This window comes from Anaerofustis stercorihominis (assembly GCF_005844425.1).
GTDB lineage: Bacteria > Bacillota > Clostridia > Eubacteriales > Anaerofustaceae > Anaerofustis > Anaerofustis butyriciformans.
The window spans coordinates 48,486-64,616 of record NZ_SPHL01000007.1 but is presented as its reverse complement, the minus strand read 5'-3'; the positions used below and the strand labels follow the sequence as shown (position 1 = coordinate 64,616).

Annotated in this window: 15 protein-coding genes; 9 read left to right on the top strand and 6 right to left on the bottom strand. The window is 29.0% G+C overall.

Annotated elements, in window-relative coordinates:
- The first annotated feature begins 183 nt into the window (after positions 1-183).
- From FGQ49_RS03435 to FGQ49_RS03415, 5 genes are read left to right on the top strand one after another with little or no spacing between them, the layout of a single operon-like run.
- A complete protein-coding gene (locus FGQ49_RS03435) occupies positions 184-2,073 on the top strand; it encodes a hypothetical protein (RefSeq protein WP_138268515.1) in 1,890 nt (629 codons plus the stop codon).
- A gap of 2 nt (positions 2,074-2,075) precedes the next feature.
- A complete protein-coding gene (locus FGQ49_RS03430) occupies positions 2,076-2,609 on the top strand; it encodes a hypothetical protein (protein WP_138268514.1) in 534 nt (177 codons plus the stop codon).
- A gap of 2 nt (positions 2,610-2,611) precedes the next feature.
- The gene (locus tag FGQ49_RS03425) at positions 2,612-4,618 is read left to right on the top strand and encodes a hypothetical protein (RefSeq protein ID WP_138268513.1); all 2,007 of its coding nucleotides are present in this window, start codon (positions 2,612-2,614) and stop codon (positions 4,616-4,618) included.
- Positions 4,618-6,651 (top strand): DUF859 family phage minor structural protein, encoded by a 2,034-nt coding sequence (locus FGQ49_RS03420; RefSeq protein ID WP_138268512.1) that lies wholly within the window; start codon positions 4,618-4,620, stop codon positions 6,649-6,651. The genes FGQ49_RS03425 and FGQ49_RS03420 overlap by 1 nt, the downstream gene beginning before the upstream one ends.
- Positions 6,652-7,023, top strand: a complete 372-nt coding sequence (locus tag FGQ49_RS03415) for a DUF2977 domain-containing protein (protein ID WP_138268511.1) — start codon at positions 6,652-6,654, stop codon at positions 7,021-7,023. It begins immediately after the preceding gene.
- A gap of 20 nt (positions 7,024-7,043) precedes the next feature.
- Here FGQ49_RS03415 and FGQ49_RS03410 read toward each other — a convergent pair whose 3' ends face one another.
- The 5 genes from FGQ49_RS03410 to FGQ49_RS03390 form a co-directional block, all read right to left on the bottom strand.
- Positions 7,044-8,090 (bottom strand): lysylphosphatidylglycerol synthase transmembrane domain-containing protein, encoded by a 1,047-nt coding sequence (locus tag FGQ49_RS03410; protein WP_138268510.1) that lies wholly within the window; start codon positions 8,088-8,090, stop codon positions 7,044-7,046.
- Position 8,091: 1 nt separating this feature from the next.
- Entirely contained in the window at positions 8,092-8,781 is a 690-nt protein-coding gene (locus FGQ49_RS03405) for a polysaccharide deacetylase family protein (RefSeq protein WP_171020570.1), read from the bottom strand.
- 13 nt (positions 8,782-8,794) lie between these two features.
- Positions 8,795-9,853 carry an MGDG synthase family glycosyltransferase gene (locus tag FGQ49_RS03400; protein WP_243112212.1) on the bottom strand — a complete coding sequence of 353 codons (1,059 nt, stop codon included), beginning with the start codon at positions 9,851-9,853 and terminating at the stop codon, positions 8,795-8,797.
- Between the two features lie 151 nt (positions 9,854-10,004).
- Entirely contained in the window at positions 10,005-10,529 is a 525-nt protein-coding gene (locus FGQ49_RS03395; protein WP_138268509.1) for a nucleoside recognition domain-containing protein, read from the bottom strand.
- Positions 10,523-11,104: a nucleoside recognition domain-containing protein gene (locus tag FGQ49_RS03390; protein ID WP_138268508.1), complete on the bottom strand. Its 582-nt coding sequence runs from the start codon at positions 11,102-11,104 to the stop codon at positions 10,523-10,525. Before FGQ49_RS03390 ends, FGQ49_RS03395 begins: the two co-directional genes overlap by 7 nt.
- 195 nt (positions 11,105-11,299) lie before the next feature.
- Between FGQ49_RS03390 and FGQ49_RS03385 the strand changes: the two genes are divergently transcribed.
- The 4 genes from FGQ49_RS03385 to FGQ49_RS03370 all read left to right on the top strand — a co-directional run bounded on the left by FGQ49_RS03385 (position 11,300) and on the right by FGQ49_RS03370 (position 15,730).
- The gene (locus tag FGQ49_RS03385) at positions 11,300-12,343 is read left to right on the top strand and encodes an alcohol dehydrogenase catalytic domain-containing protein (RefSeq protein ID WP_138268507.1); all 1,044 of its coding nucleotides are present in this window, start codon (positions 11,300-11,302) and stop codon (positions 12,341-12,343) included.
- 292 nt (positions 12,344-12,635) lie between these two features.
- Positions 12,636-13,526: a hypothetical protein gene (locus tag FGQ49_RS03380; RefSeq protein WP_138268506.1), complete on the top strand. Its 891-nt coding sequence runs from the start codon at positions 12,636-12,638 to the stop codon at positions 13,524-13,526.
- Between the two features lie 16 nt (positions 13,527-13,542).
- A complete protein-coding gene (locus FGQ49_RS03375; RefSeq protein ID WP_138268505.1) occupies positions 13,543-14,079 on the top strand; it encodes a Holliday junction resolvase RecU in 537 nt (178 codons plus the stop codon).
- Between the two features lies 1 nt (position 14,080).
- Positions 14,081-15,730 (top strand): nucleoside kinase, encoded by a 1,650-nt coding sequence (locus FGQ49_RS03370; RefSeq protein ID WP_138268504.1) that lies wholly within the window; start codon positions 14,081-14,083, stop codon positions 15,728-15,730.
- A gap of 27 nt (positions 15,731-15,757) precedes the next feature.
- On the opposite strand, the gene FGQ49_RS03365 is transcribed toward FGQ49_RS03370, so the two are convergent.
- The gene (locus FGQ49_RS03365) at positions 15,758-16,009 is read right to left on the bottom strand and encodes a hypothetical protein (protein ID WP_138268503.1); all 252 of its coding nucleotides are present in this window, start codon (positions 16,007-16,009) and stop codon (positions 15,758-15,760) included.
- Positions 16,010-16,131 lie beyond the last annotated feature (122 nt).

The following is a 16,131-nucleotide window of genomic DNA, read 5'->3' as shown; positions in this document are numbered from 1 at the left end:
ATAGAAACATTTTCAAAATACAGTTTTGAAGAATTAGGATTATAAAATATAAAATTAGCTAAAAACATCAAACGAGAGTTTGGTGCTTTTTTATTACGAATTTTGAAAGGGGGTGGTTGAATTGAAAGAATAAATTAAATAATTATTTTTTTAGCCAAAATGAAAAATAGAAAGGAGAAAAAAATGGCAAATAAAAATATTGGAAATATGACAAAAAATATTACAACATTGGCAGATAATATAACACAGCTTCAAAATAATGTGGGAGTATTAACGGGAGCCGTGGATAATTGTTTGGTAAGTTTTGGATCTTTTATTGGAGGTATGGGAGACATTGTAACTTCTGTATCAGAAGGTATTAATGCGGTTAAAAGTATAAAAAATACAATAAAAGATTTATATTCAAGTGTAAATAAGAGTGAGGCTATAAAATCTTTTTCAAATGCAGTATCAGACGGAACAATTAAAGCCGGAAAATATTTAAAAGATTTTAAAGGAGAATTAAATAACAGTAAAGTATCATTTTCGGATTTTGTAAGTAAAGGGAAAAATAATTTTTTGTCGTTTAAAGAAAAAATTAAAGATTTTGGAAATGATTCTGTAGAAAACATAAAAGGATTTAAAGAATCAATATCTAATGTTAGTTTTAAAAGCATTAAAGACGGAATAAAGGGGCTTCCAAATTTAGTATCAGATAAAATGAGCGCAGCAGGAAATGCACTTACAGCAAATGCAAGTAAGATTGGTTCCATGGCGGGTTCTCTTTTGTCAGGAGGGATAGTTGCTGCTATTGCCTTGATTGTTGCAACAGTTGTTTCTCTTATTGCTATATTTAAAGAACTAATGAAGTCTAATGAAGAGTTTAGAGATAAAATTACAACGGCATGGAATGGTGTTAAAGATGCTTTTGAGCCTGCAATATTAGCCTTTACGGAGTTTAAAGAAGCTATATTTGGTGGAGAAGGAGACGAAATGACTCCATTTGTAGAGGGGGTTTGTTCCGGAATTGAAGGGCTAATAGAGTCTATTACAGAAGCAGTTGGATTAATATCTGAAATTATTGTTGGACTTTTTGATGTATTAATTGAATTATGGGAAGAATATGGACCAATGATAACAGAATATGTAACAGGATTTTTTGATTTTATTTCAGAATTAATTTCAGGAGCCGTTGAAATTGTAAAAGGTGTTTTTGATATAATTGTTGGATTATTTACAGGTAACGGAGAAATGATTCAAAAAGGTTTAAGTTCATTATGGGAAGGTATATGCGGTATATTCTCTGCTGGGCTTGAGTTTGTAGGTTCAATCTTCTCCATGGCATGGGAAGTTATCTGCGGTATTTTCTCTGTTGTGGCTGAATTCTTTGGAAATGTATTCTCAACAGGCTGGGAAGCAATTAAAAATGCATTTTCCTTTGTTGGTGAGTTTTTCTCGAACGTATGGAGTGGAATAAAGAATGTATTTTCAAAAGTCGGCTCATGGTTTGGAAGCATATTTAAAAGTGCTTGGAATGGAATTAAAAACGCATTTTCCGGATGTGTAAAGTTTTTTAGCAATATCTGGAGCAATATAAAAAGCATGTTCAGTAAAATTGGTACTGCAATAGGTAATGGAATATCAGGAGCTTTTAAGTCTGTGGTTAATGCAGTTATAAGTTTTGCAAGCGGTATTATTAATGGGTTTATCGGTGCCATAAATGGAGCAATCAGATTAATAAATAAAATACCTGGGGTAGAAATTCCCGTAATAGCAAGAGTTTCTTTACCAAGACTTGCAAAAGGCGGTATTGTTGATGCGGGACAAATGTTTATAGCAAGAGAGGCAGGACCTGAACTTGTAGGCTCATTTAACGGAAAAACAGCTGTCATGAACAATGACCAAATTGTTGCATCTGTTTCAAAAGGTGTATATTCTGCTGTAAGCGCTGCTTTTGGCTCAAATATGGTCGGAGGAGATTGGACAATTCAAATAGTTGATAATAACGGCAGAGTGAAATCTCAAGATATTATTACAGCTATCGAAAGAAGAAACAGAAGAGACGGTAAAACTATTATTGCATTGGGGGTATAAAAATGGAAAAAGTTATAATTGAAAAAACATATGAAGAATTTAATAATTATATAAAGGAAGGGCTTGAAAAGATAAAAAATCCCCTTCCTTTTTTAATAGTTGATACGTACGATAAAGAAGGCGTTAAAATGATAAAATACATTGATTTACAGGTTTGCCCTTCATCTTACAGTTGTGCATTAAAAGAGCTTTTATCTTCTGACAGCGGAAGAACGGAAGATACTACTTATAATAAAATGAAGCTTGGTGAATATGTTGAATTATCGGTTTCATACAGGGCAATGAGCAGTAACGACTTAAGCATTGTTCTTAATAATTTTTCGGATGAATATGTAACAATATGTTATTTTGATCCAAAGAAAAACGCATATTTAATAGATGAATTTTATCTTGGTGAAACAAGCGTGCCTCTTTATAATGGTGCACTTGGATTTTGGGATGGCTTTTCTCTTACACTATCTCAAAGAAAAGCCAATACAGATTTTGAAGAGGTTGAAAACGAAGATAATGGTGAAGTTCCAAGTGAGGAGGTTTAAAGATGTCATATAAAATTGATAGGAAAACATTTGATAAAGTAATGGAAAATACAAGACAGGGAGTTGATATCTCTGTCTTTTTTTCATCGGCAGTTAATTTACCACCGATAGATACTTCCGAAAATGGTAATACAGAATTACTTACTGAAGAAACTGTAAAAAATGAAGAAACTTCAATGAATATAACAGAAAAAAATATTATTGCAGGTTCTTTTTCTATTGATAGATATGTTGCAAGTGGGGATAACATAGAAATTGGCAGTGCCATAGCGGCAGAATTAAAAATGACTTTGGATAACCACAAAGGAAATTTTGATGATGTTGATTTTAACGGTGCAAAACTTTATGTAAGGTTAAAAGTTAAAACAGATGACGGGCTTATTTCATATATTCCAATGGGTGTATTTATGGTAGATGAACAGGTTAAAAATCAAACAACCGTAGAACTTACTGCTCTTGACGGTTTGGTGGCTTTTGATAAAGTATTTGATTTTTCCATATATCCTAAAGGTATGAACATTAGGCAGATACTTTATGCTATTTTTTCAAAATGCGTAAATGATATTTCACCTGATGAATATTTTATAAATCTTGATTTACCTAATCTTGATTATGTCCCAAGTTCTTATCCGGAGGGAGAAGAAATAACCTGTAGACAGATTTTACAATGGATTTGTGAGATAACAGGAAGTTGTGCATATATGGATGCAGAGGGGAATTTGAAATTAGAATTCTATGATTATTTCTTTGTGCCAAATACAACAGAAGTTTTTAATATTACGCCAAATATCAGATATTCATCAGAATACTCAAACACATCTCTTACATTAAATAAACTTGTTGTAAACAGTAAAGACGGTAATGTAACAAAAGAAGTTAAGCTTACAAATGAATATACTTTACCATCTGATACAAGTGAGATTGAAGGTGAAGAAAACAAAGGAGATGAAAGTGTTAATACTCTTCTTTCTTATACTATTGAGGGAAATGAGCTTATTACATCACCTGAAATATTTGAAAACAAAGAAGATACACCAGATGAGGGTGATGTTTCTGGTGGTGAAGATGGCTCATTAGATTTTACAGATGATGAAGAAGAGGTAATATCATATGATGAAACATATGTAAACAAGGTTATAAATGGTCTTTCTAATATGAAAGTAATAAACTATCTACCTTTTAAAGCTACAACGATATCACTTCCGTTTTTATGGCCTCTTGCAAAAATAGTTTTTACAGATAATATGGGCAATGGGTTTGAAAGTATTGTTACACACCATACTTTTAATTTGAATGGCTCTTCTGAAATTGAAGCAAAGGGGACAACAGAGCAAAAAGCTAGTTATGCTTCAGCAAATCCTCTTACAAAGCATGAATCTAACATAATAAGCAATGTTAAGGAAGAACTTAAAAAAGAGCTTTCAAAAAGAGAAAAAGACATACTTGCTTTAAATAAAATACCAGGAGCAATGCTTGGGCTTTATTCTACATCTAAACGATATGATGACGGCAGTGTTGTTTATTATTATCACAATAAAGAAACATTAAAAGAAAGTAATATTGTATATGAACTTTCGGGGAATGGTTTTAGATGGACAAATAATTACAACGATGAAGAGCCGATTTGGTCCTTTGGTTTAAGTGATGAAGGTTCGTTTATTGCAAATTACATAAGTACTGTTGGGATAAATGCAAAATGGATAAATGTTGAATCAAGCGATGAAGTAAAAGAAAATAATCCTGTTGTTCAAAGTTTCTCTTTAACAGAAACTAATTTAGATGGTGAAAATACTGATTCTTTAGAAGAAACTCAAACAGGAGCGAGTATATATTTAGCAAACGGAAATATTGATTTTAAGGTTGGAGAAAATGTTTCAACTAAGATAAATACAATGGGGCTTGAAACTTCAATGGCAAATATAAATAAAAATTTAAGAATAGGAGATTTCATGTTTGACGGAAGCGAAGGAAATCTCACAATAACATATTTACAAGGAGGAGAAGAATAATGGCAACAATAAAAGGAAATTATGCTTCAAGTAGTTATGATTTATATGTAACTTGTTCTACAAACTCTCAAAGTGTTACAAACAACAGTTCAAGTGTTACTTTTACTTTTGGAATGTATAAAGCAAGCGCTAACTCTCAAAGTTACAATTTAAACTCTCAAACATTTACTTATAAAATTAACGGAGTTAAATATACAAAATCCGTAAGTTTTGATTTTAGAAGTAAGGGAACAGGAACTTATAATAAATTATTTTCTGTAACAAAAACGATAGCACATAACGCAGATGGAACAAAGACCGTATCGGTTAGTGCATCTCATCCAACGGGTATAAGTCTTGGAACAGGAAGTTTATCGGGAAGTTATAAACTTGCGACTATCCCAAGAGCTTCTACTCCTACACTTAGTGCATCATCAGTAAATGTAGGAAGTAGTGTTACAATTTATACAAATAGAAAGAGTAGTTCTTTTACGCATAAAATAGTATGTGCAATGGGAAGTTATTCAAAGACTATAAGTAATGTTGGAAGCAGCACATCTTTAAGTTTAGATACTTCTTTGGCAGATTATATTACTTCGGCTACTTCGGCAACAATGAAAATAACATGTACTACATACAATGGTAGTACAAATATAGGAAGTAAGTATGTTAATTTAACTGTAAAAGTTCCAAATACTGATACATTTAAGCCTACCGTTTCAAGTAATGAGATAACAGGTAATAGTACTCTTGAAGGTCTTTTGGTTCAAAATGTTAGTACTATTGATTCTTTAATAACGGCTGTTGGAAAAAATAATTCTACGATAAAGACATATAAGGTTAATGTTGGAGGGAAAGCTTATTCTTCAACTTCTTCACATATAAAAGGGATTGCACTTCCAAGTAGTGGGGAAGGAATAAAAATTTTAACCAGCGTTGTAGACAGCAGAGGGTATGAAAGTACAGCTTTAAACTCAACAATAGCTGTATATCCTTACAGCAATTTAAATATTTCCAATTTTAATGTAAAAAGAGCTGAAGAGAGTAGTGGTAATTCTCTTATTGTAAGTTTTAATGCTGATTTTGCATCGGTTGGTAATAAGAATAAAATTAATTATATATTATATTCCAAAACACCAAACGAAGAAAAAGATATTGAGTTTTTTAAAGGTGAGGTGTCAATAGGAGATAGTAATAAAGATAATGGTATAGTTGAAGGAGTGCAAAAGAATGTTGTAGTTGATAGCAGTAATTCAGTAATAAATATTAATATACCAAAAGAATATGGGGATTTTTCTCCAAATAAAACTTTTATTATTAGAGCTATTTTTAATGACTTTGCGTCTTCTATGGAAGTTCCTTTTATTTTAAAGACTGAATTTGTTACTGTTGATTTAAAATCAGGTGGAAAAGGTGTTGCAATAGGAAAAAGTTCGGAAGTTGAAGATAATTTTGATGTAGGGCTTGCAACTACATATTTATCAAATAATGTATATATGGGTGGTGATAAAAGAACTGCAAATGTAAGATATTTGCATTTTAATAATGCTGATATTGCACAAAATAAACATCATATGGCATTATATGGTGGAAATGGGGATAGTAATACGGGTTTTGGTATTAAAGATGCTATAGAAGATGTTTCAGTAATGTATTATGATGATCAAAATAAAAAATTTGTATTCAATAAACCTATTTTTTATGGAAGTAAAGAACTTACAACAAGTATAACAGCTTTATTTAAAGGTAGTATAACTTCTGGACAAAAAACAGGTGTAATAACAGGACTCACAAGATATAGATTATATATGATAGTATTAAAAGACTATGGTACTGCCATATTAGGTATAAGAAAAGGTTCTTACTTAAGAGGTATCGGTGGGTATGCTTCAGATTCACCTTCTTCCGTAACTTACCATTTTGGTTCAACTATAAGTGAAAGTGGGAGCGGTCATATAATAAATGTAGTTTATGCGAGGTCAACAGGTCATAATGCAAGTTCACATGCTTATGTAAATAATATAGTAATTTCAGAAATTTATGGGGTGATATAGATGATGGAAATAAAATATGATGATAATAATTATGTTGTAGGATTTTCTACACTTGGAGGAATAGATGGTGGTGTTGCGTTTAACGGAGAAATTCCTTCAGATTTTGATGAATTCTATTATGCTTATTATCTTGATAATAATATTTTAGTTAAAGATTTAAGTAAAATAAAAGAAAAAGTAAACAAAGAAGAACTTTTTAATGAATTAAATAGTATTTATGAGTGGTTTGTTGAATATGATAATCAAGTTAAACAATATGAGCGTTGCTCAAGGCTTGGAATAGCTTTTGATAAAGATATTAATTCTCTTGATAATGAAGCAATAAAAAAACAGATTAGAATAAAAGAAATAGAAAAAAAAATGTCAAATTAGTAAAAAAATCAAGGAAACCCTTATGCGGTTTCCTTGCTCATGTTGGAGTTTTTAATATAAATAAGTTGAAAAAACATTATTGCCAGTCCTGAAACAAGAACGAATAAGTAGAAGTTTATCCCTCTTGAAAGTAACATTGCAGGGCTTGTAAGTGTAAGAGGGAAAATGTATTTGAATAGTGATAAAAATCCTCCTTCACTTGCACCCACTCCACCCGGTAATGGAAGAGCCATAACAGATGAATAAAGTACAGCTTGTATTGATATTATTTGTATAAAATTAAACTGTGAAAGTCCAAAAGATTTATATACAAAGAATGTTACAGAATACATTGCTGTTAGTTGTATAAATGTAATCATTAAAGTTTTTATAAGTGCTTTTTTGTTGTTTTTTATGTATTTTGCACCGCTTGCGTATTCTTCAAGTTGTTCTTTTGATTTTTCTTTAAATCCTTCAATATTTTTGTATTTTAGTTTTGTTAAAATTTTTGTTGCAAAATTTAATAATTTCTCCATTAATCTTCTATTAAAAAGTGCACATAATATAAATAAAAATGCAATTATGTTTATTGTAATTCCTATAAATAAAAGATATTTTATGCTTCCTATTTTTTCCATAAAGAAATTCATATTAAGGAAAAAACCAAGAAGAGAAATAATTACAGTATTGATTTGAAAACTTGCAAGTTCTATAAGTAAAGCTACTATACTGTGTGATATTTCTATGTTATCTTTTTTCATAAAATAAACCTGCATAGGTTGTCCACCTGATGCTGATGGGGTAATTGAACTAAAGAAAAAGCCTACAAGGGCATATTTTATTCCTTTTATAAGTCCTACATTATATCCCAGTATATTTAAATTTCTAAGTATGTTTATTCCTTCACAGGTTATAAATACACACATCGCCATAATGGCAAGTAGTATATAGTTTGTATTTACGTCTTCAATAGTCTCAATTATAGATGTTAAATTTGAATCTTTAAACAACATATAAGACGTAAGAATAAGCATTACTACAAAAAATATTGTAGATTTAAAAATATTTTTTATTTTATTATCCTTCATTTTATTCTCCGGTTGTTTTAAAAATGTATCCTTCATTTTTCCATTTTGGAAGAATTTCTTTTAATGCTTCAATTGTTCTTTTTGGAGCATCATCTCTGCCGCGTCCGTCATGGAGACATATAATATCATTGTTTTTTACTCTTTTTTCAAGTTTGTTTTTTATTATTTCACTTGTCGTGTTTTTTTGCCAATCTTCTGCCATGACATCCCAAAGGAAAGGTTTTAAATTATAGGACTTCATAAGGTATATCATTACCCAGTTGAATTGTCCCCAGGGAGGTCTGAAACTTGGGTCTTTTACGCCTAGATTATTTAAGGTATTTATTCCTTTTTGAAAGTTCGTTTTGGTTTTTAGAGGATGTTGTATGAGTGCGCTTTTATGTTCATACCAATGAAGTCCTATTTTATGCCCTTCTTCTTGCATTCTTTTTATTATGTCAGAATTATTTTTTGCAAATTCACCTACCACAAAAAAGGATGCTTTGATGTCATTTTCTTTTAATATATCAAGAAGTTCCAAAGTATATTTTGGATCTGGGCCGTCATCGAATGTAAGGTATATGTTTTTACCATTATTTGTTATATTCTTTTTTTCTATTTTATGTTTTATCTTATAAACATAAGTTGGAATTATTCCGTATAAAATAATTAATGATATAAATATTAATATAATATAAAATAAAATTTTCATATGTCTTTCACCTTTAAGCAGATATAATAGTTTCTAAATAATCGTTTTGAGTTTCATTTTTTATTCTTCTCATGTTTTCTTTCATTTGATTTAATCTTTTTTCATCATTGATTAACTCTATTACATCTTTTGATATGTTTTCTTTTTTCTTCCATTTGATCATTCCAATATTATTTTTTTCTATATATAAAGCATTTCCAACTTCTTGCATTAAGAAAGGATGTATTATATATAAAGGACAAAGTGCATGAATTGCTTCAAATGTTGTTATTCCACCTGATTTTGTTATTATTAGGTCAGCTTTATTCATATATTTATGAACATCATTTGTAAATCCCACTACATTAATATTAGGAAATTTTTCTTTCATCTTATTAAACATTTCTTTATTTTTTCCGCATATTAATGTGACATTGATAGAGTCGTTTTCGTTAAAAGTTTTTAAAATATCTTCTATTCCAGGTATTAATCCAAGTCCGCCACCCATAATTAATAATTCTTTTTGTTTTTTTCCTTTAATTATTTTTAGGTTTTTGAATGATTGTTTTACAGGTATACCGGAAATTAGTATTTTTTCTTCTTCAACACCTTTTCCAATTAATTCGATTTTAGTTTCTTTACTTCCCACAAAATATAAATTTGTTCCTTTGCCTAACCATTCGTTATGTGCTGATATATCTGTTATATATGTATATAAAGGTATATTTATATTTTTTGTTTCTTTATATAAAGATATATATTTTGATGCAATTGGTATTGTTGAGATAATTACATCTGCATTATATTCTTCTATTAATCTATCTAATTTTTTAACAAGCGCTTTTTTTAATGGTATTGTTTCATTATAATTTCCCGCTGTTTTATTAAAAAAGTTATATACTGTTGAAAACTTGCTTGTAAGATGATTGAATCCTGAGTAAATTAAATTTGCCCATGATGGGAAAAGATAATCTACTACATCAACAATGTAAACATTGGAATTATTATTTTTTAATTTAAGTTCTTCCTCTATTGCCTTTGCTGCGGATATATGTCCCATTCCGAAGCGAGCTGTTAAAATTAATGTATTCATTTTTTCCCTCTCTTTTTATATGATATGTAATTTAATTTTTAATTTCTTTAAACACAATATATCATAAAAAAAGCCTTAAAAACGTAACTTAAGAGAATGTTAATTTTTGTTAATATGTTGTTAATTTTCTTTAAAAAAACTAAAAAAATATTTATGTAAAAAACAATAAAGATATAATATAAGCCATTAAAAATCCAAAAAAATCCGCAAGAAGACATGCTTTAAGTGCATATCTTAGATTTATTATTTTTTCATTTGACAAATATACATTTAAAACATATAAAGTTGTTTCAGTAGAACCCATCATTATACTTGCGGTAAGTCCGATAAAAGAATCGGGAGTGTATACTTTAAATATATCGCAAAGAATTGCACTGGCTCCTGAGCCTGAAATTGGTCTAAATATCATCAAAGGTAGTAACTCACTTTTAAAATGGAATATATTGCAAATAGGGGAAAGAATAGAAATTAAAAAATCGCTTAGCCCGCTTTCTTTAAAAATATTTACGCTTATTATGAATGTCAAAAGGAACGGAAAAATGTTTAAAGTGGTTTTTAGCCCCTTTTTTGCACCTATTACAAATGTCGCATAAATATCAATATTTTTTACCATTCCATAGGTTAAAACACCTAAAATTATTGAAATAATTACAAAAGAAGATATGAAATTTAACATTTTCTGCCTCTTTTAAATAATTTCGCAAGAACAATACCGATAATAGTTGTAAATAGTGTTGAAATCAAAATAGGAAGAAATACTATGGTTGGATTTTTTGAGCCAAATGAAATTCTATAAGCAAATATAGAGGTTGGGAGAAGTTGTAGGCATGTTGTGTTTAAAATCAAGAACATAATCATATCATCGCTTAGGGTATCTTTTTTTGTATTAAGTTTATTCATTTTGTGTATTGCATCTATTCCAAGAGGTGTGGCAGCATTGCCAAGACCTAAAAAATTTGCGGAAAGGTTTAAAATAACGGCATTTGAAGCTTCTTTATCTTTCTTTATGTCATTAAATAATAGATTGATAAGTGGATTGAAAACAGTATTTATTTTATCTGTTAATTTGCTTTTTGTTATTATTTCCATCATTCCACTCCAAAAACACATTGTTCCAATTAGAGAAAAACATATTTTTACGCAATCTTGTCCTGCACTTGAAAATGCATTTGCGATATTTTCTGTTTTACCTGTAAAAATTCCAAATATTACCGAAAATAGAATAAGGAAATACCAGATTTTTTTTAACATTTATTTTATTTACCTCCTTAAAAAATGCAAAATGTGACATTTGTAACATGCTAAAATTAAAAAATTAAAATGTAAACCTTATCAAGTTACAAAAGTTTTAATTTATATATTTTATTCTGCTTGACTTTGTGTTATAATCAATTCAACAAAAAAAATAAAACAAATAAAAAAATTAATTTTAAGGAGAATATTATAATGGAAGCAGTCGTATTTAGAGGACCAAATGATTTTGGTTTAGAAAACGTTGAAACACCTGAATGTCCAGAAGGTGGTATTTTAGTAAAGGTTGAAGCAGTAGGTCTTTGTGGATCAGATATTAGAACATTTGGTTCTGGTCATAAAGATGTTACACCTCCTCATATTTTAGGTCATGAAGTTGCAGGTGTTATTGAAAAAAGTGATAATGAAAAATATCCAGCAGGAGAAAGAGTAGTTCTAAATCCACTTATCAAACTTTGCGGTGAATGTTATTTCTGTAAAAATGGTTTACAAAACCATTGTATCAACAAAAAACTTTTAGGTTCAGAAATGCCTGGTGGATATGCTCAATACGTTCCAATCCCAGCTGATTGTTGTACAGATGATGGTATCGTAGAAGTTCCAGAAGGATTTAACTTAGACTTAATTCCTTTAGCTGAAACATTATCAAGTGTTTACTCTACACAAGATTTTGCTAATGTTAAAGAAGGCGATGTTGTTGTTGTTATCGGTGCCGGTCCTTTAGGAAACTTACATAGTGCAGTTGCAAAAGCAAGAGGAGCTAAAAAAGTTATTATTTCAGAACCAAGCGAACATAGACTTGATATGGCAACAAGATTCTCAACAACTGATGATTTCGTAAACCCAGTTGCAGGTGATTTACATGATTTCGTTATGCAAGAAACAGATGGTATCGGTGCAGACGTTGTTATTACAGCTTGCCCAGTAGGTTCTGTTCAAGTTGAAGCTACTCATTTATTAAAACCAAGAGGAAAAGTTATTTTATTCGGTGGTCTACCAAAAGATAACTGCCACGTAGCTTTTGACTCTAACTTAATTCACTACCAAGAATTAGTATTATACGGTGGATATGCTTATGCTCCATCAGTATTTAGAAAAGCTATCGAACTTATCACAACAGGTAAAATTGATGCTACTAAATTTATCACACACGTTATTCCTTTAAGAGATATCAAAAAAGGTATCGACTTAGTTAAAACAGGTGAAGCTATTAAAGTTGTTTTGAAACCTTGGGAATAAAATCCATAATTTCTTTTTACATAGCTACAGTCCTTTTATTTAAAGGATTGTAGCTTTTTTGTTTTATTGGGAAAGATTGATTTGTTAGAAATTTGTTTAGGGAAAACTAAATTTAAAATTATCTAAAACAAAAATTGAATTTAAACTGAAAATTAAAAAAAATATATTGTTTATATTTAAAATTATTGCTTTTTATTATATGATTTATTCTATATATTAATCAATATTGATATTATTGATAAAAAAAAATAAATATGATATCATTATCAATAGTATCTATTAGGAGGGTAATATGAAATCTAAAACCAGACAATTAATTGCAAGAATAATTGTAGGCTTGTTAGTTTTTTTTATGATATTAAGTATAGTAACACCATATATTTTAGGTGCAGAAAAATTTGTTTCCTATTCAAATGAAGATTTACATATGAGTTTTAAAATTCCTTCTTCTGCAAAAAGTGATATGGAAAAAATAAGTGAAAATGCAAGAGAATTTCCTGTAAATTTTAATTTAACGGTTAGAATTTCATATGGTGATGTATATGAGGAGGTTTTAAAAAGTAATAAATTATCTAATAAAGAGTTACTTAGAAAACAAGTTTATATAGAAAGTGATTTTGTAAAAGATACTTGGAATAGTGAAGATTATATAAATAATTATTTTAAAGATATATTAGACGATGCTAAAAGCAGTTATAATTATAAGATAAGTAAAACTACCATTAGCGGGATACCTGCATGGAAATGCTCTTATGAAGGCAAAAGCGTAAAAAGTGAAGGTGAATATTATCTTACTGTTAATAATGGGGGGCTTTATATTCTACAAATAGATTCATATATGGCTGATATGTCAGAAAATAAATCTACAATAAATAAAATAATTGAGTCTTATGAGATAACTGATGTATATATTCCAACACAAACAGAACTTACAACTATAACTAAACAAGAAGAAAAAACTACAACTTCAAATACACAAAATACTGAAAATACACAAGTACAAAATCAAGAGGATAGTACGAATAATACTGCAATTGTATTTTCATATTTTATTGGCGGGATACTAATTTTAGCTGTTTTTGTGTCTTTAGGGGTATATATTTATAAGCAGAAAAAATATAAGAAGAGAAAAAAAGAAAGAAAGAATATAAGAGTAAAAAGAAGAAATAACGAAAAATTATAATTAACAAGGAGAGAAAATGGGGTACTGGGAAAGCAGAGGTCTTCGAGGAAGCGAATTCGAGGATTTAATAAACAGAACCAATAAGATATATTTTGATGATGATTTGGCTGTCGTTCAAAAGATTCCTACGGCAATAAAGCCTGTTAGGCTTGATAATGAACGAGGCGTAATATCTCTTGCTTATTTTGATGAAAAAAGTACAGTTGATTATATAGGTAATATTCAAGGTATACCTGTTTGCTTCGATGCAAAAGAAATATCTGGGAAAAGTCTTCCCATTGCAAATATACATGAACATCAAGTGAAATTTATGGATAAGTTTGATATGCAAGGCGGCATTGCATTCTTACTTGTCCATTTTAAAATTTTTGATGAATATTTTATTTTAGATATAAAAACCCTAATAAAGTATTATAATAATGCAATGAATGGTGGAAGAAAATCTATACCCTATGATGCGTTTAATAAGGAATTGAAGGTATATTTAGATCATAAATATCCTATTCATTATCTTGAAGGAATAAGCAAATATTTGCAGTTAAAGGAGAAGTGATATGATAAGGATAAAATTTGATAATAAAAAAATTTTAAATATAAAAGAAGACATAACCATTAAAGACCTTGCTAGTTTAAGTGAAAAAAAAGACTTGATTGTGGGGGGTCTTGTTAATAATGAAGTTGAAAGTTTGAATTATCATTTTAAAGAAGATTGTGATTTTAATTTTGTTTATCTTAACACGTTTTTAGGTAAAAAAATTTATGAAAAAACTTTACTGTTTTTACTTGCTGTAAGCTCAAAAAAAGTTTTTAAAAGTAGAGAGGTTTCCATAGGATATTCTATTGGAGGCGGTATTTTTTTTGAATATAAAGATGAAAGTGATTTATCTGAAGATGATATTTTAAAGCTAAAAGAAAAAATGAGAGAATTTATAGATTTAAATCTTCCTATTGTGAAATTAAAAACTACAAAAGAGGAAATGAAAGAATCAATAAATAAAAATATTTTTTTAACAAATAAAGAAGTCGTTGACTATTTGGATGATAAAAGTCTTTTGACCTTGTATGAGTTAGGTGATTGTTATGGGTATTTCTATGGTGATTTATTACCATCTACGGGATATTTGAAGGTTTTTGATATAATAAAATACAATCATGGGGCAGTTTTGCTTGGATGCGATAAACTTCATCCTAATAAGCTTCATAAATTTTATGATAATCCTAAATTATTTAAGGAGTATGAAGCATTTGATAAATGGTTAAAAGATGTTAATGTAATAAATATTGCATCTTTAAATAAAAAGATAGAAGACGGAGAATGCGAAGAACTTATTTTGGCAAGTGAGGCAAGACACGAATATTTAATTGCTAAAGCTGCCGATAAAATTATTACTTCAAAAAATGAAAAAAGAATTATATTAATAGCAGGACCATCTTCTTCAGGTAAAACAACCACTTCAAAAAGGCTTAAAACGCATCTTATGGCAAGAGGCTTAAGTCCTGTTACAATAGGACTTGATGATTATTTTTTAGATAGAGAATTTACACCAAGAGATGAAGAGGGTAAACCTCTTTATGAATCAATAGAAGCAATTGATATCCCTTTATTTAATGAACATTTAATAAGACTTATAAGGGGAGAAGAGGTTAGTATACCTGTATTTGATTTTAAAAGCGGGAAAAGAAGAAAAATTGGAAGAAAAATAAAAGTTGACGAGCATAATCCAATTATTATTGAGGGTATTCATGGACTTAATGAACGTCTTACCTTAGATATTGTAGAAAGCAAAAAATTTAAAATATATATTGCACCGTTAACAGTTATGGGAATAGACCAATATAATAGGATTACAACATCAAAAATAAGAATGTTAAGAAGAATTGTAAGAGATGCACATTTTAGAGGTAACAGTGCTTGTGATACTATAAGCATGTGGGAAGATGTAAGGGAAGGAGAAAAGATAAACATTGTTCCTTATAGAGAAGAGGCTGATTATATAATTAATTCAACTTTAATTTATGAAATTCCTGTACTTAAAAAATATGCTCTTCCTCTTTTATCACAGATAAAACAAAATAATAAATATTATTACGAAGCAAAACACCTTATTGATTTTTTATCTTTGTTTAAAGAGATACAATCTGAAGAGTTTATTCCCGGGGTATCATTGTTAAAAGAATTTATCGGTGGAAGTTTGTATGAGTAAAAAAGAGAATGTTATTGCATTCTCTTTTTATAATTCTATTATGATTTTTATTTCTTCAAATATTGCACTTATTTCTTCTTTGAATTTATCATCGTCTTCAATGTCTTTGTTGCATATTTCTATAAGTTCGTATGTTATTAAATCCGCAATTTCTTCATCTTCTTTGTATAATGTTTCTTGATTTTTGTCTATTAGTTTGTGTATTTTATTTTTGAAAATATTTTTTTCTGTTTTTTTATTTAAATAATCTTCTATAACTTTTATTACATTATTTATCATTTTTATACCCCTGTAGACGTTTTTATAATTGTAACATAAAAAGGAAAAAACTTTATAAAAATATAAAATATTATAAATATTTGTAAAAAAATAATATAATTTGGTAACGTTTAAATTTATTG